General features: G+C 57.6%; 21 protein-coding genes, 4 tRNA genes and 1 other RNA gene. 21 read left to right on the plus strand and 5 right to left on the minus strand.

The genetic code is table 11. From position 1 onward, the window contains the following. Positions 1-60: 60 nt before the first annotated feature. Positions 61-2,121: an AsmA family protein gene (locus MHZ89_RS18845; protein ID WP_311784243.1), complete on the plus strand. Its 2,061-nt coding sequence runs from the start codon at positions 61-63 to the stop codon at positions 2,119-2,121. On the opposite strand, the gene ppiC is transcribed toward MHZ89_RS18845, so the two are convergent. After that, on the minus strand, positions 2,122-2,403 hold the full coding sequence (gene ppiC, locus MHZ89_RS18850) for a peptidylprolyl isomerase PpiC (protein ID WP_126690489.1): 282 nt from the start codon (positions 2,401-2,403) through the stop codon (positions 2,122-2,124). A gap of 74 nt (positions 2,404-2,477) precedes the next feature. Here ppiC and rep point away from each other — a divergent pair, with 74 nt between their 5' ends. Further along, positions 2,478-4,499: a DNA helicase Rep gene (rep, locus tag MHZ89_RS18855; protein WP_120457973.1), complete on the plus strand. Its 2,022-nt coding sequence runs from the start codon at positions 2,478-2,480 to the stop codon at positions 4,497-4,499. Positions 4,500-4,515: 16 nt separating this feature from the next. Here rep and gppA read toward each other — a convergent pair whose 3' ends face one another. Together gppA and rhlB are read right to left on the minus strand one after the other, a co-directional pair. Then, positions 4,516-6,000, minus strand: a complete 1,485-nt coding sequence (gene gppA / locus MHZ89_RS18860) for a guanosine-5'-triphosphate,3'-diphosphate diphosphatase (RefSeq protein WP_311784244.1) — start codon at positions 5,998-6,000, stop codon at positions 4,516-4,518. Positions 6,001-6,008: 8 nt separating this feature from the next. Next, complete coding sequence (gene rhlB, locus MHZ89_RS18865; RefSeq protein ID WP_311784245.1) at positions 6,009-7,301, minus strand: ATP-dependent RNA helicase RhlB; 1,293 nt, start codon at positions 7,299-7,301, stop codon at positions 6,009-6,011. A 117-nt stretch (positions 7,302-7,418) separates the two neighbouring features. On the opposite strand from rhlB, the gene trxA reads away from it, so the two are divergent. The 19 genes from trxA to MHZ89_RS18960 all read left to right on the plus strand — a co-directional run bounded on the left by trxA (position 7,419) and on the right by MHZ89_RS18960 (position 23,156). Beyond that, positions 7,419-7,751 carry a thioredoxin TrxA gene (gene trxA / locus MHZ89_RS18870; RefSeq protein WP_033754540.1) on the plus strand — a complete coding sequence of 111 codons (333 nt, stop codon included), beginning with the start codon at positions 7,419-7,421 and terminating at the stop codon, positions 7,749-7,751. A 344-nt stretch (positions 7,752-8,095) separates the two neighbouring features. After that, entirely contained in the window at positions 8,096-9,355 is a 1,260-nt protein-coding gene (gene rho, locus MHZ89_RS18875; protein ID WP_123801086.1) for a transcription termination factor Rho, read from the plus strand. Positions 9,356-9,635: 280 nt separating this feature from the next. Further along, a complete protein-coding gene (gene wecA / locus MHZ89_RS18880; RefSeq protein ID WP_311784246.1) occupies positions 9,636-10,721 on the plus strand; it encodes a UDP-N-acetylglucosamine--undecaprenyl-phosphate N-acetylglucosaminephosphotransferase in 1,086 nt (361 codons plus the stop codon). 16 nt (positions 10,722-10,737) lie between these two features. Then, a complete protein-coding gene (gene wzzE / locus MHZ89_RS18885; RefSeq protein WP_311784247.1) occupies positions 10,738-11,790 on the plus strand; it encodes an ECA polysaccharide chain length modulation protein in 1,053 nt (350 codons plus the stop codon). Next, positions 11,787-12,917, plus strand: a complete 1,131-nt coding sequence (gene wecB, locus MHZ89_RS18890; protein WP_311784248.1) for a non-hydrolyzing UDP-N-acetylglucosamine 2-epimerase — start codon at positions 11,787-11,789, stop codon at positions 12,915-12,917. The genes wzzE and wecB overlap by 4 nt, the downstream gene beginning before the upstream one ends. Beyond that, positions 12,914-14,173, plus strand: coding sequence for a UDP-N-acetyl-D-mannosamine dehydrogenase (gene wecC, locus MHZ89_RS18895; protein ID WP_311784249.1), 1,260 nt, complete (start codon positions 12,914-12,916; stop codon positions 14,171-14,173). The genes wecB and wecC overlap by 4 nt, the downstream gene beginning before the upstream one ends. Then, positions 14,170-15,249 carry a dTDP-glucose 4,6-dehydratase gene (gene rfbB / locus MHZ89_RS18900; protein ID WP_311784250.1) on the plus strand — a complete coding sequence of 360 codons (1,080 nt, stop codon included), beginning with the start codon at positions 14,170-14,172 and terminating at the stop codon, positions 15,247-15,249. The genes wecC and rfbB overlap by 4 nt, the downstream gene beginning before the upstream one ends. Positions 15,250-15,271: 22 nt before the next feature. Further along, positions 15,272-16,153 (plus strand): glucose-1-phosphate thymidylyltransferase RfbA, encoded by an 882-nt coding sequence (rfbA, locus tag MHZ89_RS18905; protein ID WP_311784251.1) that lies wholly within the window; start codon positions 15,272-15,274, stop codon positions 16,151-16,153. Continuing rightward, positions 16,131-16,838, plus strand: coding sequence for a dTDP-4-amino-4,6-dideoxy-D-galactose acyltransferase (gene rffC / locus MHZ89_RS18910; protein WP_311784252.1), 708 nt, complete (start codon positions 16,131-16,133; stop codon positions 16,836-16,838). The genes rfbA and rffC overlap by 23 nt, the downstream gene beginning before the upstream one ends. Next, complete coding sequence (gene rffA / locus MHZ89_RS18915; RefSeq protein WP_311784253.1) at positions 16,825-17,955, plus strand: dTDP-4-amino-4,6-dideoxygalactose transaminase; 1,131 nt, start codon at positions 16,825-16,827, stop codon at positions 17,953-17,955. Before rffC ends, rffA begins: the two co-directional genes overlap by 14 nt. Beyond that, positions 17,955-19,205, plus strand: a complete 1,251-nt coding sequence (gene wzxE / locus MHZ89_RS18920; RefSeq protein ID WP_311784254.1) for a lipid III flippase WzxE — start codon at positions 17,955-17,957, stop codon at positions 19,203-19,205. Before rffA ends, wzxE begins: the two co-directional genes overlap by 1 nt. Further along, entirely contained in the window at positions 19,202-20,269 is a 1,068-nt protein-coding gene (locus MHZ89_RS18925; RefSeq protein ID WP_311784255.1) for a TDP-N-acetylfucosamine:lipid II N-acetylfucosaminyltransferase, read from the plus strand. The genes wzxE and MHZ89_RS18925 overlap by 4 nt, the downstream gene beginning before the upstream one ends. Continuing rightward, a complete protein-coding gene (gene wzyE / locus MHZ89_RS18930) occupies positions 20,266-21,609 on the plus strand; it encodes an ECA oligosaccharide polymerase (RefSeq protein ID WP_311784256.1) in 1,344 nt (447 codons plus the stop codon). Before MHZ89_RS18925 ends, wzyE begins: the two co-directional genes overlap by 4 nt. Before the next feature lie 34 nt (positions 21,610-21,643). Then, a complete protein-coding gene (gene wecG / locus MHZ89_RS18935; protein WP_311784257.1) occupies positions 21,644-22,384 on the plus strand; it encodes a lipopolysaccharide N-acetylmannosaminouronosyltransferase in 741 nt (246 codons plus the stop codon). Between the two features lie 159 nt (positions 22,385-22,543). Next, a tRNA-Arg gene (locus tag MHZ89_RS18940) sits at positions 22,544-22,620 on the plus strand. A gap of 94 nt (positions 22,621-22,714) precedes the next feature. Then, a tRNA-His gene (locus MHZ89_RS18945) sits at positions 22,715-22,790 on the plus strand. 16 nt (positions 22,791-22,806) lie between these two features. After that, positions 22,807-22,893 (plus strand) — tRNA-Leu (locus tag MHZ89_RS18950). A 25-nt stretch (positions 22,894-22,918) separates the two neighbouring features. Further along, positions 22,919-22,995: transfer RNA gene (locus MHZ89_RS18955), tRNA-Pro, on the plus strand. Positions 22,996-23,028: 33 nt separating this feature from the next. Further along, a non-coding RNA gene (locus MHZ89_RS18960) (RtT sRNA) lies at positions 23,029-23,156 on the plus strand. A 563-nt stretch (positions 23,157-23,719) separates the two neighbouring features. On the opposite strand, the gene hemY is transcribed toward MHZ89_RS18960, so the two are convergent. Beyond that, entirely contained in the window at positions 23,720-24,916 is a 1,197-nt protein-coding gene (gene hemY, locus MHZ89_RS18965; RefSeq protein WP_311784258.1) for a protoheme IX biogenesis protein HemY, read from the minus strand. A 4-nt stretch (positions 24,917-24,920) separates the two neighbouring features. Then, positions 24,921-26,054 carry a uroporphyrinogen-III C-methyltransferase gene (gene hemX, locus MHZ89_RS18970; protein ID WP_311784259.1) on the minus strand — a complete coding sequence of 378 codons (1,134 nt, stop codon included), beginning with the start codon at positions 26,052-26,054 and terminating at the stop codon, positions 24,921-24,923. Between the last annotated feature and the right edge of the window lie 3 nt (positions 26,055-26,057).

A 26,057-nucleotide genomic window follows, 5' to 3' on the forward strand; every position in this document is an offset into this window, starting at 1 on the left:
CCTTCCACAACGTCTCGACTATCTTTAACGGAGACTGTGGAAAGGCAAGGAGGAAGCGAGATGTCGCGCGCAGGAAAAATTGTTAGCTGGATAGTCGGGATTCTTTTGCTGCTGATCGTGGTGATTATAGTGATCATCGCGACTTTTGACTGGAATCGCCTGAAGCCCACCATCAATCAGAAGGTCTCAACGGAGCTGAACCGCCAGTTCGCGATTCGCGGCGATCTGGGCGTCGCCTGGGAGCGCAACCGCAATGAGCCAGGCTGGCGCAGCTGGATCCCCTGGCCCCATGTTCACGCGCAGGACATCATATTAGGCAATCCGCCTGAAATGGCGGAGGTCACCATGGTGCATCTGGAGCGCGTCGACGCGACCCTGGCGCCGCTGGCGCTGCTGCATAAGGAGATCTACATTCCATGGATCAAACTCCAGCAGCCCGATGCGCGGCTGATTCAGACTGCCGATAAAAAGAACAACTGGACCTTCAATCTTGCCAACAGCGATAACGCCGATCCCAATGCGCCGCCATCCGCCTGGTCATTCCGCCTCGACAATATTCTGTTCGACCAGGGCCAGGTGCGCTACCGCGATGCGGTTAATAAAGCTGACGTCACGGTAAAAATTAATCCGCTCGGTAAACCGGTGGCTTACGGGCAGGTGGCAGGCGGCAGCGATGCGCAAAAAGGCGCGGGAGACTTTGTCTTCGGCTGGGAAGCGCGCGGCACCTATAACAACGAGCAGCTGGAAGGCGAAGGCAAAACCGGCGGCATGCTCTCGCTGCGCAGCAAAACGACGCCATTCCCCATTCAGGCCGATGTGCGTAACGGCACCACGCGCGTGCAGGTCACGGGCGGCATTCAGGATCCCATGAATCTCGGTGGCGTGAATGTGCGACTGCGCTTCTCCGGCGATACGCTCGCTAACCTTTACGGCCTGACCGGCGTACTGCTGCCTGACACGCCACCTTATGAAACTGACGGTCACCTGATCGCCCGTTTCGCCGGGAAAAAAGGGCCGGAATACCATTACGAGAACTTTAACGGCCATATCGGCGACAGCGATATTCACGGCTCGCTTACCTACACGCAGGGCAAACCGCGTCCGGCGCTGGTGGGTGAGCTGAGTTCGAAACAGCTGCGTATGGCGGATCTGGGGCCGCTTATCGGCGTCGACTCCGGCAAAGGCAGCAAGAAAACCGAACAGGCGAAGACGAAACGAGACGGTAAATCGACACAGCCCGCCGATCGCGTGCTGCCGCATGACAGCTTTGACACCAAAAACTGGGACGTGATGGATGCCGACGTGAAGTTCACCGGCAAACGCATCGAACATGGCAGTTCGCTGCCGTTAAGCGATCTTTATACGCATCTGCAGTTAAAAGATGGCGATCTGCTGCTCGATCCGCTGCGCTTTGGCATGGCGGGCGGCACGCTTAACAGCACTATCCGTCTCGAAGGGGATAAATCGCCGATGCGCGGCCGCGCCGATATTCACGCGCGGAGCCTGCATCTGCGGCAGCTCTTCCCGAATGTTGAAGCGATGCGGCGCAGCCTGGGGCAGCTGAACGGCGACGCCAGCTTTACCGGCACCGGCAATTCAGTGGCGGACTTGCTGGCGACCAGTAACGGCCAGCTTAAGCTGCTGATGAACGACGGCGTAATTAGCCGCAGCCTGATGGAGATCGCCGGGCTGAACGTCGGCAACTATGTGGTCGGCAGGCTCTTTGGCGACGATGAAGTACGTATTAACTGCGCTGCGACGGATGTGAAGCTGCAAAACGGCGTGGCGACGCCGAACCTGTTTGTGTTTGACACCGAAAACGCGGTAATCAACGTTACCGGCAACGCCAACTTCGCCAGCGAGCGTCTGGATCTTTCGATTAATCCAGAGAGTAAAGGCATCCGCATCGTGACGCTGCGTTCGCCGCTTTATGTACGCGGCACCTTCAAAAATCCAGACGCTGGAGTAAAAGCTGGCCCCCTGCTGGCGCGCGGCGCGGCGGCCGTGGCGCTCGGCACCGTGGTAGGCCCCGCCGCCGCGCTGCTGGCGTTAATCAGCCCAAGCGACAACGAGGATAACCAGTGCAGCAACGTGCTGCAGCAGATGAAAAGCAAAAAGTAATCAGCTGCGGTAGAGCACTTTAATGATGTGATAACCAAATGCGGTTTTCACCGGCCCAAAAGGTTTCAGCAGCGGGCAGGTGAAGACCGCTTTATCAAAGGCCGGCACCATCTGGCCTTGTCGAAACTCGCCTAAGTCACCGCCGTTGCGCCCGGAAGGGCAGGTAGAGTGCTTCTTCGCCAGCTGCTGAAAACTGGCGCCCTTTTCCAGCTTCGCCAGCAGCTCGTGAGCCAGCGCTTCCTCTTTCACCAGAATGTGTAAAGCCGCCGCGGTTTTCGCCATGATAGTCCTCTGATTGTGTATACTGGCCGCCCATTATTTCATCCTCCTCCCTTTTTACTGAGCGATTTTTTACTATGCGTTTAAACCCCAGCCAACAACGCGCCGTCGAGTTTGTTACCGGCCCCTGTCTGGTACTGGCGGGAGCGGGATCGGGCAAAACCCGCGTCATCACCAACAAGATTGCCCATTTGATTCGCGAATGCGGCTATCAGGCGCGCCATATCGCGGCGGTAACCTTTACCAATAAAGCCTCGCGCGAGATGAAAGAGCGCGTAGCCCAGACGCTGGGAAAGAAAGAGGCGCGCGGTCTGATGATCTCCACCTTCCATACGCTGGGGCTGGAAATTATCAAGCGTGAATATGCCGCGCTGGGCATGAAGTCCAATTTCTCGCTGTTCGACGATACCGACCAGCTGGCACTGCTGAAAGATTTGACACAGCCGTGGCTGGAAGAGGACAAGACGCTGCTACAGCAGCTGATTTCCACTATTTCCAACTGGAAGAACGATCTGGTCGATCCGCCGCGCGCCGCCGCGCTGGCGCGTAGCGAGCGCGACAATATTTTCGCCCACTGCTACAGCCTTTACGACCAGCATCTGAAGTCCTGCAACGTGCTCGATTTCGACGATTTGATCCTGCTGCCGACGCTGCTGCTGCAGCGTAATCAGGAGGTCCGCGAACGCTGGCAGCAGCGCATTCGCTATCTGCTGGTGGATGAGTATCAGGACACCAACACCAGCCAGTATGAGCTGGTGAAGCTGCTGGTCGGCGCGCGGGCGCGCTTTACCGTGGTAGGCGATGACGATCAGTCTATCTACTCCTGGCGCGGCGCGCGGCCGCAAAACCTGGTGCTGCTCAAAGAGGATTTTCCGGCGCTGGAAGTGGTCAAGCTGGAGCAGAACTACCGCTCGTCGCAGCGTATCCTGAAAGCAGCGAATATCCTTATCGCCAACAACCCGCACGTATTTGAGAAGCGACTTTTCTCCGAGCTGGGTCTCGGCAGCGAGCTGAAGGTGCTGACTGCGAATCATGAAGATCATGAGGCAGAGCGCGTAGCGGGCGAGCTGATTGCTCACCACTTTATCAATAAAACGCAGTACAAAGATTATGCGATTCTTTATCGCGGCAACCATCAGTCGCGCGTGTTTGAAAAGCTGCTGATGCAGAACCGCATTCCCTATCGCATTTCCGGCGGCACCTCTTTTTTCTCGCGGCCGGAGATCAAAGATCTGCTCGCCTATCTGCGCGTGCTGACTAACCCGGACGACGACAGCGCGTTTCTGCGCATCGTCAATACGCCACGTCGCGAGATCGGCCCGGCGACGCTGCAAAAGCTGGGAGAGTGGGCGAACCTGCGCAACAAAAGCCTGTTTAACGCCAGCTTCGACGTCGGATTAGGCCAGACGCTGAGCGGGCGCGGTCTGGAGCACCTGCAGCGCTTTACCCACTGGCTGCATGAGATCGTGCAGATGACCGAGCGCGAGCCGGTCAATGCGGTGCGCGATCTGATCCGCGGCATCGACTACGAAAGCTGGCTGTTCGAAACGTCAGGCAGTCCGAAAGCGGCCGAGATGCGGATGAAGAACGTCAACACGCTGTTTCAGTGGATGACGGAGATGCTGGAAGGGAGCGATATCGATGAGCCGATGACGCTGACGCAGGTGGTGACGCGCTTTACGCTGCGCGACATGATGGAGCGCGGCGAAAGCGACGAAGACCTCGATCAGGTGCAGCTGATGACGCTGCACGCCTCGAAAGGGCTGGAGTTCCCCTATGTCTTCCTGGTCGGCATGGAAGAGGGACTGTTGCCGCATCAGAGCAGCATCGATGAGAACAATATCGAAGAGGAGCGCCGTCTGGCCTATGTCGGCATCACGCGCGCGCAGAAAGAGCTGACCTTTACGCTCTGCCGCGAGCGGCGTCAGTATGGCGAACTGGTGCGTCCGGAGCCGAGCCGCTTTTTGCTGGAGCTGCCGCAGGATGATGTCGTCTGGGAAACCGAGCGCAAAGTCGTCAGCGCAGAAGAGCGAATGAAAACCGGGCAAACGCGGGTTGCCGGACTGCGAGCGATGCTGGAGAAGGCGAAGAAGGGCTAAAAAGCCCTGTCTTAAATCAGGCGATGGTCAGCAGCCAGTGCACATAGGACTGGTAATGGCTCTCCTGCTCAAGCAGCTCGGCGCGCAGCGGATGCGCGTTCAGCCAGTCTGTCGGCAGAGTAAGTTGCAGCGTATCGTCGTCAGCCTGCAGACGCACCGCAGGCAGGGTATCGTCGCGACGGCGGCTGGAAAAGATAATCGCCAGCCGCAGCAATCGGCACAGGCGCTCGGCAAGACGCGGCGGCAAAGCGTTTTGCTGGGTAAGCAGCGCTAAATCAATGCTGCCGCTCTGGTTCTGCAGCAGGCAGGCCAGCAGTTTTTTTTGCGCGGGGGTAAAGCCGGGTAAATCGAGATGGCGAACCAGATAGGCGGCGTGCTGTGCGGCCTGGCGAAAATCGACGCTGAGGCCGATTTCATGTATCGCGCTGGCGCTGAGCAGCAGCTCTCGACAGCGCTGATCCAGTTTCCATACGGTGCTTACCTGGCGGAAAAAAACGTCCGCCACCTGACGCACGCGCGCCGCCTGTTCCACATCAATGGAAAAACGACGCTGTACGTTCTGGATGGTTCGGCTGCGAATATCGCGATCTACCGGCAGGTGGAGCATGCCGTAAACCAGCCCTTCGCGCAGCGCGCCGCCAGCCAGAGTCATGCTCTCAATGCCAAGCTCCTGGAATACCGCAATCAGAATCGAAAGCCCGCTGGGGAAAACCAGCGCACGCTCCAGCGTTAATCCTTCGATCTCCAGCTCCTCCAGCTTGCCGCACTGAATGGCGCGCTGTTTTAGCTGCTGGAGCTTGCTCAGGGTGATGCGTTCATCCATGCCCTGCGCCACCATAATCTCCTGCAACGCCTGTACGGTGCCGGAGGCGCCGACGCAGGCTTCCCAGCCATGAGCGCGCAGCGGCGCGGCAATCGGGCGGATCATATCGCGTGCGGCCTGCTCGGCGGCGGCGAAATTCTCTTTCGCCAGATGCCTGTCGCTAAAAAAGCGTTCAAGCCAGGTGACGCACCCCATAGGCAGGCTAAAGAGCACAGAGGCGTGCGAGCCGTCGCCGGTAGCCAGCTCGGTGCTGCCGCCGCCGATATCGACCACCAGCCGCTTGTCCGAACCGCCGGTGGTGTGCGCGACGCCCTGATAAATCAGGCGCGCTTCTTCTTCACCGCTGATAACGTTGATGGGGCAGCCAAGAATCTGCTGCGCGGTAAAAAGAAAGTCGTTCGCATTGGCTGCCAGGCGCAGCGTAGCGGTAGCGACAACGCGAATCTGTTCAGACGGGATATCCTGCAGCTGTTCGGAGAAGAGCTTCAGGCACTCCCAGCCGCGCGTAATCGCCTCGACGGAAAGATGGTTATTTTTATCCAGGCCCGCAGCCAGACGCACCTTGCGCTTAATACGCGCGACGGTCTGAATACTTCCGGAAACTTCGCGCACCACCAACATATGAAAGCTGTTGGAGCCCAGATCAATCGCAGCATAAAGTGACGATGCGCTTAGCATAGTGTGGATTAACCTGAACGTTTACGGTTGTTATTACGCGGCGCTCCACGGCGATTCGCGTTGTTGCCGCCGCGACGCGGGCCATTGCCGGTGCGGGTACGTGCCAGGCGCTTCGGCGGCGGCAGATCGTTCATCAGCGCATCGCTGTTGTACTTGCTCACCGGAATGCTGTGGCCGATATACTCTTCAATCGCCGGCAGGTTCAGCGCGTACTCTTCACAGGCCAGGCTGATCGAATGTCCGCTTGCGCCCGCGCGACCGGTACGGCCGATACGGTGAACGTAGTCTTCGCGATCGTCAGGCAGATCGTAGTTAAAGACGTGGGTAACCGCAGGAATATGCAGACCGCGCGCCGCAACGTCGGTAGCGACCAGGATATCGACATCGCCTTTAGTGAAGTCATCCAGAATGCGCAGGCGCTTCTTCTGGGCAACGTCGCCGGTCAGCAGGCCGACGCGATGGCCGTCCGCCGCCAGATGGCCCCAGATATCTTCGCAGCGATGCTTGGTATTGGCGAAGACGATGGCGCGATCCGGCCACTCTTCTTCCAGCAGCGTCTGCAGCAGGCGCATTTTTTCTTCGTTCGACGGGTAGAAGAGCTCTTCTTTAATACGGTGCCCGGTTTTCTGCTCTGGCTCCACCTCAACGTACTCGGCGTTGTTCATGTGTTCGAAAGCCAGTTCGCGCACGCGCCATGAGAGCGTGGCGGAAAAGAGCATGCTCAGGCGCTGCGTCGCAGGCGGCATGCGGCGGAACAGCCAGCGAATATCTTTAATAAAGCCGAGATCGAACATGCGATCGGCTTCGTCCAGCACCAGTACCTGGATCGCGCCGAGGTTAATGTGATTCTGTTTAGCGTAGTCGATCAGGCGGCCTGTCGTACCGACCAGAATATCTACGCCGTCGGCCAGCACTTTAAGCTGTTTGTCGTAACCGTCGCCGCCGTAAGCCAGGCCCAGTTTCAGGCCGGTCGCCTGCGCCAGCGGTTCGGCGTCGGCGTGGATTTGCACTGCCAGTTCACGCGTCGGAGCCATGATCAGGGCGCGCGGTTGATTGATCTGACGGCCTTCCTGCGCGGGGTGAGAGAGAAGATGATGAAACGTTGACGTCAGAAACGCCATCGTTTTGCCGGTACCGGTTTGCGCCTGGCCTGCGACATCACGCCCTGAGAGCGTAAAGGGCAGAGCTAACGCCTGAATAGGCGTGCAGTTATGAAAGCCTTTTTTATCAAGGGCTTCCACGACCAGAGGGTGCAGGGCGAAGTCGGAAAACTTCTGTTCTGTTAAGTGTGTTTTGCTCATAGTGTGGTAGAATATCAGCTTACTATCGCTTTACGAAAGCGTATCCGATGAAATAAAGTCAACCTTCGTTGGTAAACTTTACGCCAATTCGCCAGGCATAATCTTGTGGAGAAATACATGAGCAGCGATAAAATCGTTCACCTCACCGATGACAGTTTCGATGCAGACGTTCTGAAAGCAGAAGGTGTCACGCTGGTTGATTTCTGGGCTGAATGGTGTGGTCCTTGCAAAATGATCGCCCCGATTCTCGACGAAGTTGCCGAAGAGTACGACGGTAAGCTCACTATCGCCAAGCTGAACATCGACGACAACCCGGGCACTGCGCCGAAGTACGGCATCCGCGGTATTCCGACGCTGCTGCTGTTCAAAAACGGTGAAGTCGCGGCGACCAAAGTCGGCGCGCTGTCTAAAAGCCAGCTTAAAGAGTTCCTGAACGCCAACCTGGCGTAAGGACGAGAACGTTCGGCGGTGGCGAATTTTCTTCCACTGCTGGACGTTCGCATTTTAGCGTGCTAAGTTACTTTCACTGCATTACGCACTTACCTTGTAGTTTGCATCTTAAAGATTTCCTTTGTTAAACCCTGAAGCACGTTCCGTATGCAGCGGTTTGACAATTCTGACGGTTAGCACCAACTTTGGCATCGCATTTCAACCGTCTCTCTCGCTTCCAGTCGCCATCCCTGACGATGATCGTCGAGAAGAGTTGAAAGCGCCATTAACAGGCATGGAATATTAAGCCATACCATTCACGACCAACATTTCGAGAATTACCCCGAGTTTAAGAACCCATCACTATGAATCTTACCGAATTAAAGAATACGCCGGTTTCTGAGCTGATAACCCTCGGCGAAAATATGGGGCTGGAAAACCTGGCGCGTATGCGCAAACAGGATATTATTTTCGCCATCCTCAAACAGCACGCGAAGAGCGGCGAGGACATCTTCGGTGATGGTGTGCTGGAGATACTGCAGGACGGATTTGGTTTCCTCCGCTCCGCAGACAGCTCCTACCTCGCCGGTCCCGACGATATCTACGTTTCTCCCAGCCAAATTCGCCGTTTCAACCTTCGCACTGGTGACACCATCTCCGGCAAAATTCGTCCGCCGAAAGAGGGCGAGCGCTACTTTGCACTGCTGAAGGTTAACGAGGTTAACTACGATAAGCCTGAAAACGCGCGTAGTAAGATTCTGTTCGAAAACCTGACGCCGCTGCACGCCAACAGCCGTCTGCGCATGGAGCGCGGCAATGGTTCGACGGAAGACCTTACCGCACGCGTGCTGGATCTGGCTTCGCCGATCGGCCGCGGCCAGCGTGGTCTGATCGTCGCGCCGCCGAAAGCGGGTAAAACCATGCTGCTGCAGAATATCGCGCAGAGCATCGCCTATAACCATCCAGACTGCGTGCTGATGGTACTGCTGATTGACGAACGTCCGGAAGAAGTGACCGAGATGCAGCGTCTGGTCAAAGGCGAAGTTATCGCCTCTACCTTCGACGAACCGGCTTCACGCCACGTTCAGGTCGCCGAAATGGTGATCGAGAAGGCGAAGCGCCTGGTTGAGCACAAGAAAGATGTCATTATTCTGCTCGACTCCATCACCCGTCTGGCGCGTGCCTACAACACCGTCGTGCCGGCTTCCGGCAAGGTATTGACCGGTGGTGTTGATGCCAACGCCCTGCATCGTCCGAAACGTTTCTTCGGTGCCGCGCGTAACGTGGAAGAGGGCGGCAGCCTGACCATCATTGCAACCGCGCTGATCGACACCGGTTCGAAGATGGACGAAGTGATCTACGAAGAGTTTAAAGGCACCGGTAACATGGAGCTGCATCTCTCCCGTAAAATAGCTGAAAAACGCGTCTTCCCGGCGATTGACTACAACCGCTCCGGTACGCGTAAAGAAGAGCTGCTTACTTCTCAGGAAGAGCTGCAGAAGATGTGGATCCTGCGCAAAATCATTCACCCAATGGGCGAAATCGACGCGATGGAATTCCTCATCAACAAACTGGCAATGACCAAAACCAACGACGAATTCTTCGATATGATGAAGCGCTCGTAATCCTGCATCGACCGATCGAAACGGCTAAACCGGCTTTTTTAGCCTAAATGCGCAGGAAATCGCCCTAACGCCACGTCTTAACGTGGCGTTTTTTATTTGTGCGCATTAGGATTACCGCTGGCAGGAGCATTTATAATGACTGCGGCGGCAGTGCGCAAAAATTAACCATGCGCGCGTGGTCGGAAGCAGAATTCGGACTCGGGATGAAAGGCAAAAACATGCAGTTTGTTTATCCTGTCCCTGATTTTAGCTGAGAGCGTTAAACGTGAATTTACTCACTATGAGTACTGAGCTGGGGCTTACTTTTCTATTTTCTTTAGTCTTTATCTTTTTTGCGCGCAAAGCGGCTAAAAAAATAGGCCTGGTCGATACGCCAAATTCCCGTAAACGCCATCACGGCGCGATTCCGCTGGTCGGCGGTATTTCCGTCTATGCCGGCATCTGCTTTATGTTTCTCATCACCCGGTTTTATCTGCCGCACGCTACGCTCTATCTTATCTGCGCAGGACTGCTGGTGCTGGTCGGCGCGCTCGACGACCGTTTCGATATCAGCGTTAAAATCCGCGCCATCGTGCAGGCTGCCGTAGCGGTAGCGATGATGGTGGGTGCCAAGCTCTATCTGCTCAGTCTCGGTTTTATTATCGGCCCGGTGGAGCTGGTGGTAGGGCCGTTCGGCTACGTTCTGACGCTGTTCGCCGTCTGGGCCGCAATTAACGCCTTTAATATGGTGGACGGCATTGACGGCCTGCTGGGCGGTCTTTCGTCCGTCACCTTTGCGGCGATGGGTATTATTCTCTGCTTCGACGGTCAATACAGCCTCGCGATGTGGTGCTTCGCCATGATCGCCGCCACTATTCCCTACATCCTGTTGAATCTGGGGTTCCTCGGCCGCCGCTATAAAGTCTTTATGGGCGACGCGGGCAGCACCATGATTGGTTTTACCATTATCTGGATTTTGCTGGAGACCACGCAGGGGTTAAGCCATCCGATTACGCCCGTCACTGCACTCTGGCTGATCGCCATTCCGCTGATGGATATGGTGGCGATTATGTATCGCCGCCTGCGCAAAGGCATGAGTCCCTTTTCCGCTGATCGCCAGCATATTCACCATTTGATCATGCGCGCCGGCTTCACCTCGCGTCAGGCGTTTGTGCTGATCACCGTGGCAGCCGCTATTCTCGCCGGCATCGGCGTGCTTGGCGAATATCTCGCTTTTATCCCTGAATGGGTGATGCTGGTGCTGTTTATGGTGGCGTTTATGTTTTACGGCTATTGCCTGAAACACGCCTGGCGCGTGGCGCGCCTGATTCGTCGTATAAAACGTCGTCTGAACGCTCACGGCGATGCTAAGAAAAAATTACCCTGATAAGGATTGCCTTGTTATGACCTCTGAGGTTGCAGATAACGAACTGGATATTCGCGGGCTGGGCTGCACGTTATGGCGCGGTAAGCGCTGGATTATCGGGCTGGCGCTGCTTTTCGCGCTGGTCGCCTGGCTCGCTTCGCTGTTGATGACGCAGGCGTGGAGCACCACGGCGATTACCGATCGTCCGACGGTAAATATGCTCGGCGACTATTACGCGCAGGAGCAATTTCTGAACAACCTCGACGTGCGCAATAATACGCTTAGTCTGGCGACCTCCTCGCCAACCATTATGGACGAGGTTTATCAGGAATTTATTATGCAACTGGGTGCCTGGGATACGCGCCGCGACTTCTGGCAGCAGACGGAGTATTATAAAAGCCGCCGCTCAGGCAACGCGCACAACGACGCCGCGCTGCTGGACGATATGGTCGCTAATATCCAGTTCCTGCCCGCCGATACGGCGCGTAACACGCGTGACAGCGTTAAGCTGATTGCGGAAACCGCTGGCGACGCCAATAACCTGCTGCGGCAATATATTGCCTTTGCTAGCGAGCGTGCGGCGCGCCACCTTAACGGCGAACTGCAGGGTGCCTGGCAGGCGCGCAGCGAGCAGCTGCGGGCGCAGGTGAAACGGCAGGAGGATGTGGCGAACGCTGTTTTCCAGCGTCAGCAGCACCGCCTGCAGCAGGCGCTGAAGGTGGCCAGTCAGCAGGGCATTCATGAGAATCGTTCGCGCGACGCGCGCGAGCCGATCGCCGACAGCGATCTCTTCCTGCTCGGCGAGCCGCAGCTGCAGGCGCAGCTGGAAACGCTGCAGGCGACCGGGCCGACTTACGATATCAGTTACGATCAGAACAGAGCGATGCTCACGACCCTGAGCGCCGGGCCGACGTTAAACCGAACCTTCCAGACCTACCGCTATCTGCGTACGCCGGAAGAGCCGGTTTCGCGCGACAGTCCGCGTCGTCTGTTTATGATGATTATGTGGGGCGCGTTAGGCGCATTGACGGGCGCAGGCGTGGCGCTGGCGCGCCGTTCCGGCGCCAGATCAGTGAGAGATACCGCGTGAAAGTGCTTACAGTATTCGGGACTCGCCCGGAGGCGATAAAAATGGCGCCGCTGGTGCAGGCGCTGGCGCAGGATCCTGCGTTTGAGTCGCGCCTGTGCGTTACGGCGCAGCACCGCGAAATGCTGGATCAGGTGCTGCGCCTCTTTGCGCTGCAGCCAGATTACGACCTGAACATCATGCGCCCTGAGCAAGGATTAACGGAGATCACCTGCCGCATTTTGCAAGGCATGAAAACCGTACTGCTCGATTTCAAACCCGACGTGGTGCTGGTGCATGGCGATACGACCACGACGCTTGCCGCCAGTCTGGCTGCGTTTTATCACCAGATTCCGGTCGCTCATATCGAGGCGGGACTGCGCACCGGCGATCTGACCTCGCCCTGGCCGGAAGAGGGCAACCGCAAGCTAACGGGCCATCTTGCCCGCCTGCACTTTACGCCCACTGAACGATCGCGCCAGAACCTGCTGGCGGAAAATTTGCCCGATGCGCGTATCTTCGTGACCGGCAATACGGTGATTGACGCGCTGCTGTGGGTGCGCGATCGGGTTATCGCCGATCCCAGCCTCAACGCACAGCTCGCGGGGCACTATCCTTTCCTCGACAGCGAGAAAAAGCTGGTGCTGGTTACTGGCCATCGACGTGAAAGCTTTGGCGATGGCTTTGAGCGCATCTGCAGCGCGCTGGCGCGTATCGCGCGCCAGCATCCTGACGCGCAGATCGTCTATCCGGTGCACCTCAATCCCAACGTCAGCGAGCCGGTAAACCGCATCCTTAGCGGCATCGACAATATTGTGCTGATCGAGCCGCAGGAGTATCTGCCTTTTGTCTGGCTGATGAACCGCGCCTGGTTGATCCTGACCGATTCAGGCGGCATTCAGGAAGAAGCGCCATCGCTGGGCAAGCCGGTGCTGGTCATGCGCGACGCTACCGAGCGTCCCGAAGCGGTTGATGCCGGCACCGTGAAGCTGGTCGGCACCGATGTGGAAAAAATCGTGGCCGAAGCCAGCCTGCTGCTGACCGACGACGCGGCGTGGCAAACCATGAGCCGCGCACATAACCCTTACGGCGACGGCAACGCCTGTCAGCGCATTCTGCAAGCCTTAAAAGATACCCGAGTTAACCTATGAGTTTTGACACCATTTCCGTGATTGGCCTGGGCTATATCGGGCTGCCGACCGCAGCCGTTTTTGCGTCGCAGGAGAAAAACGTCGTGGGCGTTGATATTAACGCCCACGCGGTAGAAACCATTAATCGCGGGGCAATCCATATCGTCGAGCCTGCGCTGGACAAAGTCGTTCATGACGCGGTTACCCAAGGCTTTCTGCGCGCTACCACGCAGCCTGAAGCGGCCGATGCTTTCCTGATCGCTGTGCCGACGCCTTTTATGGCGGATCATCAGCCCGATTTGCGCTTCGTTAAGGCGGCGGCGGAATCGATCGCGCCGGTATTGAAAAAAGGCGACCTGGTTATTCTGGAATCGACCTCACCGGTTGGCGCGACGGAGCAGATGGCAGAGTGGCTGGCGGTAACGCGTCCGGATCTCCGTTTTCCGCAACACGGCGGCGAACCGGATATCTTTATCGCCTACTGTCCGGAGCGCGTGCTGCCGGGCAAAATCATGCAGGAACTGATTCATAACGACCGCGTGATCGGCGGCATGACGCCCGCCTGCTCGGCACAGGCCAGCGCGCTCTATCGCATTTTCCTGAAGGGGGAATGCGTTGAGACCAACGCGCGTACGGCGGAACTGTGCAAGCTAACGGAAAACAGCTTCCGCGACGTCAATATCGCTTTCGCCAATGAGCTGTCGCTAATCTGCGCCGATCAGGGAATTAACGTCTGGGAACTGATTGCGCTGGCGAACCGCCACCCGCGCGTCAATATTTTGCAGCCTGGCCCTGGCGTCGGCGGGCACTGCATTGCAGTCGATCCCTGGTTTATCGTGGCGCAGAACCCGTCGCTGGCGCGACTGATCCGCACCGCGCGGGAAGTGAACGACAGCAAGCCGCACTGGGTGCTTAATCAGGTCAAGGCAGCGCTGGCTGACTGCCTGACCCAGAGCGGCAAGCGCGCCGATGAGATCGTTATTGCCTGCTTCGGCCTGGCGTTTAAACCCAATATCGACGATCTACGCGAAAGCCCGGCGATGCAGGTCGCGCAGATGATTGCCGAATGGCACCGCGGCCAGAGCTGGGTGGTGGAACCGCATATCGCCGCGCTGCCCGCCTCGCTCGGTGACAAAGCTGAGCTGGTCTCCCGCGAGCAGGCGCTGGCACAGGCCGACGTGCTGGTAATGCTGGTGGATCATGACCATTTCCGCGCCGTTGACGCCTCCCAGGTTACCCAGTCCTGGATTGTGGATACGCGGGGAGTATGGCGGTGAAGCAATTTTTGATCACGGGCGGCGCGGGCTTTATCGGCTCGGCGCTGGTGCGTTTTCTTATCGAAGAGACAGATCACCGCATAGTCGTAGTCGACAAGCTCAGCTATGCAGGCAATCTCGCCTCGCTGGCCAGCGTCATGCAGAATGCGCGCTTCGCTTTCGAGCAGGTCGATATTTGCGATCGTCCGGCGCTGGACGCGGTTTTTACGCGCTATCAGCCTGACTGCGTTATGCATCTGGCAGCGGAAAGCCACGTTGATCGTTCTATTGACGGCCCGATCGCCTTTGTCGAAACCAATATTGTCGGCACTTACCAGTTGCTGGAAGCGGCGCGTGCTTACTGGAACAAACTGGACGCGCAGCGGCGCGAAGCTTTTCTCTTCCATCATATTTCGACTGATGAAGTGTTCGGCGATCTGCTGGACCCCGAGGCGTTTTTCACCGAAACCACGCCTTATGCGCCCAGCAGTCCTTATTCTGCAACCAAAGCCAGCAGCGATCATCTGGTGCGCGCCTGGCTTCGGACTTATGGCCTGCCCGTTATCGTAACCAACTGTTCAAACAATTATGGGCCCTGCCATTTCCCGGAAAAGCTGATTCCGCTCACCATCATTAATGCGCTGGCGGGCAAGCCATTGCCGGTTTACGGCAACGGTGAACAGATCCGCGACTGGCTTTATGTCGAAGATCACGCGCGCGCGCTCTATCGCGTAGTGAGCAGCGGCAAGGTAGGCGAGACCTACAATATCGGCGGACACAATGAGCAGCGTAATATCGATGTGGTGCACGCCATCTGCGATTTACTGGAGTTGCTGGCGCCGGAACGTAAAGCCGCAGGTCTTGCCCACTACCGCGATTTGATTACCTTTGTCGCGGATCGTCCAGGGCACGATCAGCGCTATGCCATCGACGCCAGTAAGATTGCGCGTGAGCTGGGCTGGATGCCAGAGGAAACCTTTGAAAGCGGTATGCGTAAAACCGTGCTCTGGTATTTAAATAATCAGGCATGGTGGCAGGCTATTCTGGACGGGCGCTATCGCGGCGAGCGGCTTGGCCTGGCTGCGTCGCGCTTATGATGGCGTCTGAGGAGCAGAAGCGATGAAAGGTATTATTCTGGCGGGCGGTTCAGGCACGCGTCTTCATCCCATCACGCGCGCAATCTCTAAACAGCTGCTACCTGTTTACGACAAGCCGATGATCTACTATCCGCTGTCGGTATTGATGCTGGCGGGCATTCGCGACATCCTGCTGATCACCACGCCGGAGGATCGCGATCATTTTGTGCGCCTGCTGGGCGACGGCAGCGAGTTCGGCATTCACCTTAGCTATGCGATGCAGCCAAGCCCGGACGGTCTGGCTCAGGCGTTTATTATCGGCGAAGACTTTATCGACGGCGATAACTGCTGCCTGGTGTTAGGCGACAACCTCTATTTTGGTCAGGGCTTCAGCCCTAAATTAAGGAAAGTCGCCGCTCGCGAGCAGGGCGCGACGGTGTTTGGCTACCAGGTTATGGATCCCGAGCGCTTTGGCGTGGTGGAATTTGACGACGCGTTTAACGCGCTCTCTATCGAAGAGAAACCCAGCGCGCCAAAATCGCGCTGGGCGGTAACGGGCCTCTATTTTTACGATAATCAGGTCGTGGAGTTTGCGAAGCTGGTCAAGCCTTCAGCGCGTGGCGAGCTGGAAATTACCGCTATCAACCAGATGTATCTGGCACGCGGTCAGCTCTCTGTCGAGCTGTTAGGCCGCGGATTTGCCTGGCTCGACACCGGCACGCACGACAGCCTGATTGAAGCCAGCACCTTCGTACAGACGGTGGAAAAGCGACAGGGATTCAAAGTCGCCTGTCTGGAAGAGATTGCCTGGCGCAACGGCTGGCTGAGTGACGACCAGCTGCGTGCAGCCGGTGAGGCATTAACAAAAACCGGCTACGGCCAGTATCTGCTGGATCTCCTACATGCCCGTCCGCGTCAGTATTAATCCCCTGGCGTGGGAAAGCGCCTTTTTTGGCTGTGAGACAGCGCGCCTCGATCTCGATGGAGAGCTGCCGCTGGACGAGGCGCTGCGCCATCCGGCCGGGTTATGGCAAATCAAAGTGCCTGCCGACCGCCTTGAGGCGATCGACGCCGTTTGCCAGCAGGGTTTTCAGCTGGCGGAAGGTGAAGCGGACCTGGCTATTAATATTAAACGCACTGAACGGCAGAGCGGCATCCGCATCGCCCGTGAAGCGCAAATCGACGCGCTGCGCGCAGCGGCGGCGCAGATTTTCGTGCAGAGCCGCTTTCGTGCGCCCTGGTTCGATGCGGACGCCAGCGGCCGCTTTTACGCCCAGTGGATTGAAAACGCGGTGCGCGGCACTTTTGATGATCAGTGCCTGATCGCCAGCGATGAATCCGGCGCGCTGCAGGGTTTTATCTCGCTGCGCGAGACGGAAGGCGACGCGCGCGTCGGGCTGCTGGGCGTCCTGCCTCATGCGCAGGGCAACGGCATCGGGCAGCGCCTGCTGCTGGCAGGCGCAGACTGGGGGCGGGTTCGCCAGCTTAGCCGTCTGCGCGTTGCGACGCAGCTCAGCAACCTCTCGGCGATGCGACTCTATTTACGCAGTGGTGCCCGGCTGGAAAGCACCGCTTACTGGTTCTACAGGAAAGGTCATGATCCCATTTAACGCGCCGCCGATAGTGGGTAGCGAACTTGAATATATGCAGTCGGCGATGGCCAGCGGCAAACTGTGCGGCGACGGCGGCTTTACCCGTCGCTGTCAGCAGTGGATGGAGCAGCGCTTCGGCAGCAAAAAAGTGCTGCTAACGCCGTCGTGTACCGCGTCGCTGGAGATGGCAGCGCTGCTGATTAATCTTCAGCCCGGCGATGAAGTGATTATGCCGAGCTATACCTTTGTCTCTACCGCCAACGCCTTTGTACTGCGCGGCGCGACTATCGTCTTCGTGGATATTCGCCCGGATACGCTCAATATCGACGAAAGCAAAATCGAAGCGGCGATCACCGAGAAAACACGCGCCATCGTGCCGGTGCACTACGCGGGCGTGGCCTGCGAAATGGACGCTATTATGGCGCTGGCGGCGCAATATAAGCTCTGGGTGATCGAAGATGCGGCGCAGGGCGTGATGTCGCGCTACAAGGGCCGCGCGCTGGGCACTATCGGCCATATCGGCTGCTTCAGCTTCCATGAAACCAAGAACTACACCGCGGGCGGCGAAGGTGGCGCGACGCTGATCAACGATGCGGCGCTAATCGAGCGTGCCGAAATAATTCGCGAGAAGGGCACTAACCGCAGCCAGTTTTTCCGTGGCCAGGTGGATAAGTACACCTGGCGTGATATCGGCTCAAGTTATCTGATGGCGGATCTGCAGGCAGCCTACCTGTGGGCGCAGCTGGAGGCGGCCGAGCGCGTCAACCAGCAGCGTTTACGCTTGTGGCAGCGCTACTACGACGCGCTGCAGCCGCTGGCGGCGAAAGGGCGCATCGAGTTACCGTCGCTGCCTGCCGCCTGCGAGCACAATGCGCATATGTTCTATATCAAACTGCGCGACAGCGACGATCGCCAGGCGCTGATTAGCTGGATGAAAGAGGCGGAGATCCTGACGGTTTTTCACTATATCCCGCTGCACAGCTCTCCCGCCGGCGAAGAGTTTGGCCGCTTTCACGGCGAGGATCTTTTTACTACTCGCGAGAGCGAGCGACTGCTGCGCCTGCCGCTGTTTTATAACCTCACGGACAATAACCAGAATACGGTTATTAGTTCCTTACTGAGCTTCTTCGCCTGATGTCGCTGGCCAGAGCGTCGGTGTGGACGGCATCGTCCACGCTGGTGAAAATCGCTGCCGGGCTGCTGGTGGTGAAGCTGCTGGCGGTGAGTTTCGGCCCGGAAGGCGTCGGGCAGGCAGGTAACTTTCGCCAGCTGATCACCGTTCTGGGCGTGCTGGCGGGCGCAGGCATCTTTAATGGCGTCACTACCTTTGTGGCAAAGTATCAGCATCAGCCGGAGTCGCTACGTGCGCTGCTGGGTACCGCATCCGCGATGGTGCTGGGCTTTTCCACGCTGCTGGCGCTGGTTTTCCTGCTGGCGGCTGCGCCGATTAGCCAGGCGCTGTTCGGCCACACGCGCTTCGAGAATGTGGTGCGCATTGTCGCCTTCCTTCAGTTCGGCATCGCCTGGGCTAACCTGGCGCTGGCGCTGCTGAAAGGCTACCGCGACGCGCGCGGCAACGCGCTGGCGCTGATCATCGGCAGCTTAATCGGCGTCGCGGCCTATGTGCTGTGCTGGTGGATTGGCGGTTATGCGGGCGCGCTGGTGGGGTTTGCGCTGGTGCCTGCGCTGGTTGTCGTACCGGCATTTGCGCTGCTAAAGCGACGCGTCCCTCTGCCGCTCGGCTGGCTGAAGCCACAGTGGCAGTCAGACTTTGCGCGCAGCCTGGCGAAATTTACCCTGATGGCGCTGATAACCTCGGTGACGCTGCCGGTAGCCTGGGTCATGATGCGTAACCTGCTGGCGCAACATGACGGCTGGGCGCAGGTCGGTCTGTGGCAGGGCGTCACCAGCATCTCGGACGCCTGGCTGCAGTTCATTACCGCCACCTTCAGCGTCTGGCTATTGCCGACGCTGGCGCGTCTGGAGCAGAAGCGCGATATTGCGCGCGAAATCATGCGGGCGCTGCGCTTTGTTCTGCCTGCCGTGGCGGCAGTCGGCTTTTGCGTCTGGCTGCTGCGCGATCTGGCGATCTGGCTGCTCTTTTCTCCGGCGTTTCACGCCATGCGCGATCTCTTTGTCTGGCAGCTGTGCGGCGATGTGTTTAAGGTCGGCGCCTATGTTTTCGGTTATCTGGTGATTGCTAAGGCGTCGCTGCGCTTTTATATTCTGGCCGAAATCAGCCAGTTCGTGCTGCTGACGCTCTTCTCGCGCTGGCTGATCCCGCTGTCGGGAGCGACCGGCGCGGCGCAGGCCTATATGGCGACCTATCTCTGTTATTTCGCGCTCTGCTGCGGCGCATTTATGGTTTATTACCGGAAAAAATGACGTTAATACACGTTCTGGGATCGGATATCCCTCATCACAATCAAACGGTGCTGCGCTTTTTCAACGATGTGTTAAGCGTTGAGCTGCCTGTCGATCAGCCGCGCCATTTTATGGTGGTGACGCAGCAGCCCGCCTCGCTCGCCGCTTTCAGCAATCTTGCTATTGAGACCTTTGGTTCGAAGAAGGCGCTGGCACAGGCGCTGACGGCGCGGGCGAAAAACCGCGAGCAGCGTTTTTTCTGCCACGGTCAGTTTAATCCCGGCATCTGGCTGGCGCTGCTGAGCGGCAAGATCCGCTCCAGCCAACTCTACTGGCACGTCTGGGGCGCCGACCTTTATGAAGAGTCGCGCAGCCTGAAGTTCCGCCTCTTTTATCTGCTGCGACGTATCGCGCAGGGGCGCGTGGCGCAGGTTTTCGCCACTCTCGGCGATTTACACTATTACCAGCAGCGGCATCCCCGCGTGCCTGCCGCGCGGCTCTATTTTCCAACGAAGATGCCCTCCACCGCGCCGCAAAGCGCGCCGGAAGCGCGTTTTACTATCGTACTGGGCAATTCCGGCGACGCCAGCAATCGCCATATTGAAGGCTTAACGTCTATTCGCCAGCAGTTTGGCACAGAGGTGCGCATCGTCGTGCCGCTGGGCTATCCGCCGAACAATGAAGCCTACATCAACGAGGTGGCGACAGCGGCAGAGAGGCTTTTTCCTGAAGGACAGGTGGAGCTGCTGCGCAGCAATCTCGCCTTTGATGACTATTTAGCGCTGCTCGCCCGCTGTCATTTAGGTTATTTTATGTTCGAGCGGCAGCAGGGTATTGGAACGCTCTGCCTGCTGATTCAGGCCAACGTGCCTTTTGTGCTTAACCGACGCAACCCGTTCTGGCGCGATCTCAGCGAGCAGGGGCTGCCGGTGCTGTTTAGCAGCGATGCGCTGGACAGCGGGAGCGTGGCTGAAGCGCGCCGTCAGCTGGCGAGCTGCGACAAACAGGCCATCGCTTTTTTCGCACCGGGCTATGTGACGGGCTGGCGCGAGGCATTGCGCCATTGTGAAAGGGAGTCCTCATGAACCTGATGCAGTTCAGCGGTCTGCTGGTGGTTTATCTGCTGTCGCTGGGTTTTATCCTGACGCTGACCTGGCGGGAGTTCAGGCGCGTACGCTTTAATTTTCACCTCTTTTTTACCCTGCTGTTTTTACTGACGTTCTATTTCGGGTTTCCGCTGACCAGCCTGCTGGTGTTCCGCTTTAACGTTGAGGTGGTGCCGCCTGAGTATCTGCTGCAGGCGCTGCTGTCGGCGACGGCGTTCTATGCCGTTTATTACGTCAGCTATAAGGTGCGGCTGCGGCCTGCGACGGTGCCGCGCGCCAGACCCTGGCTGCAGATGAATCGCGTCGAGACGCACCTGACCTGCGTGCTGCTGGCGCTGGTCGCTATCGGTACGGTGACGGTATTTTTCCTGAACAACGGCTTTCTGCTGTTCCGCCTGACCGCCTATAACCAGATTTTCTCCAGCGAAGTCTCCGGCGTGGCGCTGAAGCGCTTTTTCTATTTCTTTATTCCGGCGATGCTGATCCTCTATTTTCTGCGTCCTACGCAGCGTAACTGGCTGCTGTTTCTGGTGGTCACGGTCGCCTTCGGCCTGCTGACCTACGCGCTGGTCGGCGGTACGCGCGCCAATATCATTATCGCTTTTGCCCTGTTCTTGTTTATCGGCATCACGCGCGGCTGGATCAGCCTGTGGATGCTGGCGGCGGCGGGGGTTCTGGCGATAGGCGGCATGTTCTGGCTGGCGCTGCGGCGCTATAACCTTAACGTGCTCGGCGAAGAGGCGGTTTACACGTTTCTTTACCTGACGCGCGATACGTTTTCGCCGTGGGAGAACCTGGCACTGCTGCTGGAAAATTATTCCAAAATAGAATTTCAGGGGCTGGCGCCCGTCTGGCGCGACTTCTATGTCTATATTCCCGGCTGGCTGTGGCCGGGCAGGCCGTCGATGGTGCTGAACAGCGCTAACTACTTTACCTGGGAAGTGCTGAACAACCATTCAGGCCTGGCGATTTCGCCTACGCTGCTGGGCTCGCTGCTGGTAATGGGCGGCGTCTGGTTTATTCTGCCGGGCGCGGTGGCGGTCGGGTTGATTATTAAGGGCTTCGATACGCTTTATTTGCGCGGCCGCGACGCCAGCAACCGCTACAGCGGCGCGATTATGCAGAGTTTTTGCTTTGGCGCGGTGTTCAATATGATTGTGCTGGCGCGCGAGGGGCTGGATGCGTTCGGCTCCCGCGTGGTCTTTTTCGCTTTAATTTTTCTGGCCAGCCTCGGCGTGGCGAAGATGCTTTACTGGCTGCTGGATCGCGCCGGGCTGATTCGACGTCGCGGCGGCCAGGTTTTACAGAGCTCCACTTAACGCCTCTGGCATAACAGGGAAACAAAACTCAACCATGACAAGGTTACCAGAAGCGCCGCAGTATGAGATACGCGGCGTGTCGCTGTATGGTTTCGACAGTATGTCCGCGTTTGTGGATTTTCTGCTGCCGGACGAGGCGGTACGCAGCGGAACGTTAGTGGCGATTAATGCCGAAAAGATACTGACGGCAGAGCAGGATGACGAGCTGCGCGCGCTGTTGCAGGAGGCGGAGTTCAAATATCCCGACGGCATCAGTATTGTGCGCTCCATCCGTAAAAAATATCCCCATGCCGAGGTGCAGCGTATAGCGGGCGCGGATTTGTGGGAGGCATTGATGGAGCGCGCCGGACGGCAGGGCACGCCGGTGTTTTTGATTGGCGGGCGACAGGCGGTGCTGGATGAAACCTGCAATAAGCTGCGTCGCCAGTGGAACCTGAATATCGTCGGCGCGCAGAACGGCTACTTCGCGCCAGCCGATCGCGATGCGCTTTTTACCCGCATCGCCGCCAGCGGCGCGCGTATCGTCACCGTGGCGCTGGGATCGCCGCGTCAGGAGCTGCTGATGCGCGATTGCCGCGCGCGCTGGCCGCATGCACTCTATATGGGCGTTGGCGGAACCTATGATGTGTTTACGGGACAGGTGAAGCGTGCGCCGAAGATTTGGCAGCATCTTGGACTGGAATGGCTCTATCGTCTGATTCGACAGCCCAGCCGACTGCGCCGCCAGTTAAAACTGATCAAATATTTGCGCTATCACTGGCGCGGCGATCTCTGATATCACTGATTACTGCGGCGTTTTTTCGCTGGGGAAATAGCCAGAGTGCTGCATTACTCGACGAAATGCACAAAGCGTAATCAAACGCGTTTTTTTATTAAAAAAGCACTGGACAGCATCACCCCAAGTCCGTAGTATGCCCATCCGCAACGGCGCTACGCGCCCGTAGCTCAGCTGGATAGAGCGCTGCCCTCCGGAGGCAGAGGTCTCAGGTTCGAATCCTGTCGGGCGCGCCATTTAGTTTGTGCGCAGGAGCTGCGGTGGTTACATTACCGCGTTAGTAAAGAGTTACATGCTGTAGGTCAGAGACTTGCAACATACTGAATTGTGGTGGCTATAGCTCAGTTGGTAGAGCCCTGGATTGTGATTCCAGTTGTCGTGGGTTCGAGTCCCATTAGCCACCCCAGATTTTGCTGGGATACGCGAAGGTGGCGGAATTGGTAGACGCGCTAGCTTCAGGTGTTAGTGTCTTAACGGACGTGAGGGTTCAAGTCCCTCTCTTCGCACCAGGCAAAACAAAACAATAAAAATTATCGGCGAGTAGCGCAGCTTGGTAGCGCAACTGGTTTGGGACCAGTGGGTCGGAGGTTCGAATCCTCTCTCGCCGACCATTTTATAAACCTGCTTGAAAAAGCAGGTTTTTTTTCGTCTGTAGAAAATGAGGATGAGAACCTCCGAAGGAGGTTTGCGCCGAGCGAAGCGAGACAACGTTGCGCAGCAACGGCCCGAAGGGCGCTTATCGCAGATAAGCGTTATCCTCTCTCGCCGACCATTTTATAAACCTGCTTGAAAAAGCAGGTTTTTTTTCGTCTGTAGAAAATGAGGATAAGAAGATCGGCCTCTGTGACAGCAACAGACGCATTGTCTCTTTCTGGAGACGACTAATTTATTGATTTAACAGATATTAAAAATAAATGCGCTTCATCGTCTCAAAAAGGAGACGGCACCTTAGCTGTTTGTCGCCTGTTACAGACAACTTCTGGTTTCTTCGCCTGAGCCGTGGGTTTCAGATCATTGAAATTAAAGCTTTTATTTTATCTTCAGCAACCTGGCACGCGCTGTGCAATAATTATCGCGTAGATGCTCATTCCACCTCTTATGTCTGCTGATGCTGCATAAACCTGGGAATGACGCAGAGCCACTTTTGGGTATCCGTTGTCTGCCTGCCTGCATCGCTTACGCCTTGCAGGGTCATCAGACATACCGTTGAGTCGGATACCTTAAGGTTGTCTTACCGACCTGATTTTACACCTGCCTCTGGCAGGTGTTTTTTTTGGTGCGGATAAAGGGCAAAAAAAAGCCGGGCAAGCCCGGCATAAACAAGTAACAACAACATTAAGCATTCGGGTTGTTTTTCAGCGTCAGCAGTAAGCCTTCACGGCGCATTTTTGCTGCTTCTTCCGGGCGATGCATACGGTCGTAGGCGTCCGCCAGCCATGCGTAGTCAAAAGCGTCGGGACGCTGCGCCAGCGCCTGCTGGAACGCGTCAACGGCCTGCTGCCATTCGCCATGGCGCATCAGCAACTGCCCCAGCGTGCTGTGCAGCAGCGGCGTCGCGCCATGCTGCTTAATCTGCTGGCGCAGCGCTTTCTCCAGCGCTTCCGGATTGCTGCTTTTAATGCGCGGCATCAGCAGCACCAGACGATCGTCGTAATGTCGCTTGAGGCCGTCCAGCACGATATCCTGCGCGGTCTGATGATCGTCGCACTCAATCAGATGGTCAGCCATCGCCACCTGCAGCGCCGTTTGCTGACGCGTTTTGCGGCTCAGATTTGACCACCAGCGTTTCAGGCCGTCGCTGCCCTGATCGGCCATCGCCTGATTCATCAGACCCAGCCACGCCTGCTGCTGCAGGTCGGCGCGATGCTGTTCATCTCCAACCTGCGATTTTTCCATCGCGGGCAGAATATCAATCAGCGAGCTCCATGCGCCGGTGCGCACGTAAGCCTGCTCCGCCAGCCGCAGAACTTCCGGATGGCGCGGCGCGACTTCCAGCAGTCGATCGATGGCGTGACGCGCGGCGTGATCTTCGTTACGCGCCAGCAGGATACGCGCGCGGGTGATTTCGACCGGAATAACGTCGTTGTCCGACAGTTCAGCGGCCCGCTCAAGATGCTGGTTGGCGCGGATTTCATCGCCGCGCTGCTGCGCCGCTTCGGCCGCCAGCAGGTAGTTGGCTACCGGCACATCAGCGTGATCGGCATCTTTAGAGAGCAGTTTTTCAACCTGGCGGTGATCGCCTTCAGCCAGCTTCATCAGCGCGGTCTGGGTATGGCGCTGCGCGCGACGGCGTTTGCGACCGGTAAACCAGCCTCGGGTGCGTGCGCCGGTGCGAAACAGACGACGCAGCAGCCATTCAACGCCCAGAATAATCAGCAGGCTGACGATCAGAATGATCACCAGTCCGGTTACGCTGGTTTCTACGTTCCAGTTATCAGTCTGAATCAGCACATAGCCTTGATGACCGGCAATCATCGGGCCTACCACAATGCCGGCGATAAGCAGGACGAACAGGATAAATACCTTAAGCATGCGCTTAGCCTCCTTGCTGATCGGCGGCGACGGAAGGCTGCGCGATCAGGTTGCGCACGCGTGTCTGCATCAGCTTATCGATAAGCGGCTGGCTTTCCAGATTATCCGGCAGATTCATATTGATGCTCTGCTGGCTCAGTTCGTCCAGCTGCGCCAGAAAGGCTTTGGTCGCGGGATCGTTAGTGTCGTACCAGGCGCGAACCCAGCTGGATACGGTGTCGATAGACTGCTTATAAATTTCGTCCTGATGACGCGGCACCGCCTGCGCGGCGATCAGCAGACGCGAGCGAATGTTCTCACGCAGATAGACGTCCTGGTTCGGCGCCAGCAGCGGCTGCGCCGTATTGTCGCGGCGGCGAATAGTGATGAAATCATCCATAAAGTTATGCCAGCTTTTCACCAGATTCTGACGCCATTCGCGCAGCGAGGAGGTCAGCTCACCGCCATCGCTGTCCATCGGCGCGTCGTCGCTGTCGTTGTCCGCCAGGCGCAGGTTATCGACGCCGTTCGACAGCTGGTTCAGCTTCAGAATAATGCCGTCATAATCGATTTGGTTGATGGCCGAGAGCGTGCTGATATCCTGCGTCAGCGCGCGGCGCACGTTGTTTACGCTCGGATCGTTCATATCGGCCAGGCTGGCATCGGCGCTTTTCAGCAGCGCCGCCGCCGTAGTGACATCCTGATCGCTCCAGAGCTTGCGGCCCGCCAGTTTCACCAGGTAATCGGCCTGCGATACCAGCCAGGCGTGCACATCGTTGCCAGAGATGGTGGCGACTTTTTCACGCAGCGTCTCTAGCTCCTTCGCCGTGGCGGCCTGCTGGGTGCGCGCGTCGTTCAGCGCGTTTTGCGCGCTGCTGAGCTGCTGAGCCAGCTGCTGTTTGTCGCTGCTCGCTTGCTGCTGCAAGGCGTTCAGCTTATCGCTCAGGCTCTGATTCGCCTGCGCCTGAAGTTCAGCCTGATGTTTCCCGTTAAGGTATAAACCCGCGCCGGTGGCCAAGGCGATGATAATCGCCACTGCGCCCAGCACCATGCCGCCGCTCTTTTTGTCGCGCGGCGGTTGCTGGCGGGAAGAGGGCGAAGTATCTGCCGCTGGCGTAGTCTCTTCAACCGTGGCGGAGGTCGCTTTTTGTTCCGTCATCTG

This window comes from Pantoea sp. ACRSB (assembly GCF_022346905.1).
Taxonomy (GTDB): Bacteria; Pseudomonadota; Gammaproteobacteria; order Enterobacterales; family Enterobacteriaceae; genus Pantoea; species Pantoea piersonii.

Excerpts from the sequence above, each read along its gene's own strand:
- wzzE (WP_311784247.1), top strand. The coding sequence starts at position 10,738 with ATGACCTCTGAGGTTGCAGATAACGAACTGGATATTCGCGGGCTGGGC.
- gppA (WP_311784244.1), bottom strand. The coding sequence starts at position 6,000 with ATGCTAAGCGCATCGTCACTTTATGCTGCGATTGATCTGGGCTCCAAC.
- rffC (WP_311784252.1), top strand. The coding sequence starts at position 16,131 with ATGCCCGTCCGCGTCAGTATTAATCCCCTGGCGTGGGAAAGCGCCTTT.
- wzxE (WP_311784254.1), top strand. The coding sequence starts at position 17,955 with ATGTCGCTGGCCAGAGCGTCGGTGTGGACGGCATCGTCCACGCTGGTG.
- wzyE (WP_311784256.1), top strand. The coding sequence starts at position 20,266 with ATGAACCTGATGCAGTTCAGCGGTCTGCTGGTGGTTTATCTGCTGTCG.
- wecG (WP_311784257.1), top strand. The coding sequence starts at position 21,644 with ATGACAAGGTTACCAGAAGCGCCGCAGTATGAGATACGCGGCGTGTCG.
- rffA (WP_311784253.1), top strand. The coding sequence starts at position 16,825 with ATGATCCCATTTAACGCGCCGCCGATAGTGGGTAGCGAACTTGAATAT.
- wecC (WP_311784249.1), top strand. The coding sequence starts at position 12,914 with ATGAGTTTTGACACCATTTCCGTGATTGGCCTGGGCTATATCGGGCTG.
- wecA (WP_311784246.1), top strand. The coding sequence starts at position 9,636 with ATGAGTACTGAGCTGGGGCTTACTTTTCTATTTTCTTTAGTCTTTATC.
- hemY (WP_311784258.1), bottom strand. The coding sequence starts at position 24,916 with ATGCTTAAGGTATTTATCCTGTTCGTCCTGCTTATCGCCGGCATTGTG.
- MHZ89_RS18845 (WP_311784243.1), top strand. The coding sequence starts at position 61 with ATGTCGCGCGCAGGAAAAATTGTTAGCTGGATAGTCGGGATTCTTTTG.
- ppiC (WP_126690489.1), bottom strand. The coding sequence starts at position 2,403 with ATGGCGAAAACCGCGGCGGCTTTACACATTCTGGTGAAAGAGGAAGCG.
- MHZ89_RS18925 (WP_311784255.1), top strand. The coding sequence starts at position 19,202 with ATGACGTTAATACACGTTCTGGGATCGGATATCCCTCATCACAATCAA.
- rhlB (WP_311784245.1), bottom strand. The coding sequence starts at position 7,301 with ATGAGCAAAACACACTTAACAGAACAGAAGTTTTCCGACTTCGCCCTG.
- hemX (WP_311784259.1), bottom strand. The coding sequence starts at position 26,054 with ATGACGGAACAAAAAGCGACCTCCGCCACGGTTGAAGAGACTACGCCA.
- trxA (WP_033754540.1), top strand. The coding sequence starts at position 7,419 with ATGAGCAGCGATAAAATCGTTCACCTCACCGATGACAGTTTCGATGCA.
- rep (WP_120457973.1), top strand. The coding sequence starts at position 2,478 with ATGCGTTTAAACCCCAGCCAACAACGCGCCGTCGAGTTTGTTACCGGC.
- rho (WP_123801086.1), top strand. The coding sequence starts at position 8,096 with ATGAATCTTACCGAATTAAAGAATACGCCGGTTTCTGAGCTGATAACC.
- rfbA (WP_311784251.1), top strand. The coding sequence starts at position 15,272 with ATGAAAGGTATTATTCTGGCGGGCGGTTCAGGCACGCGTCTTCATCCC.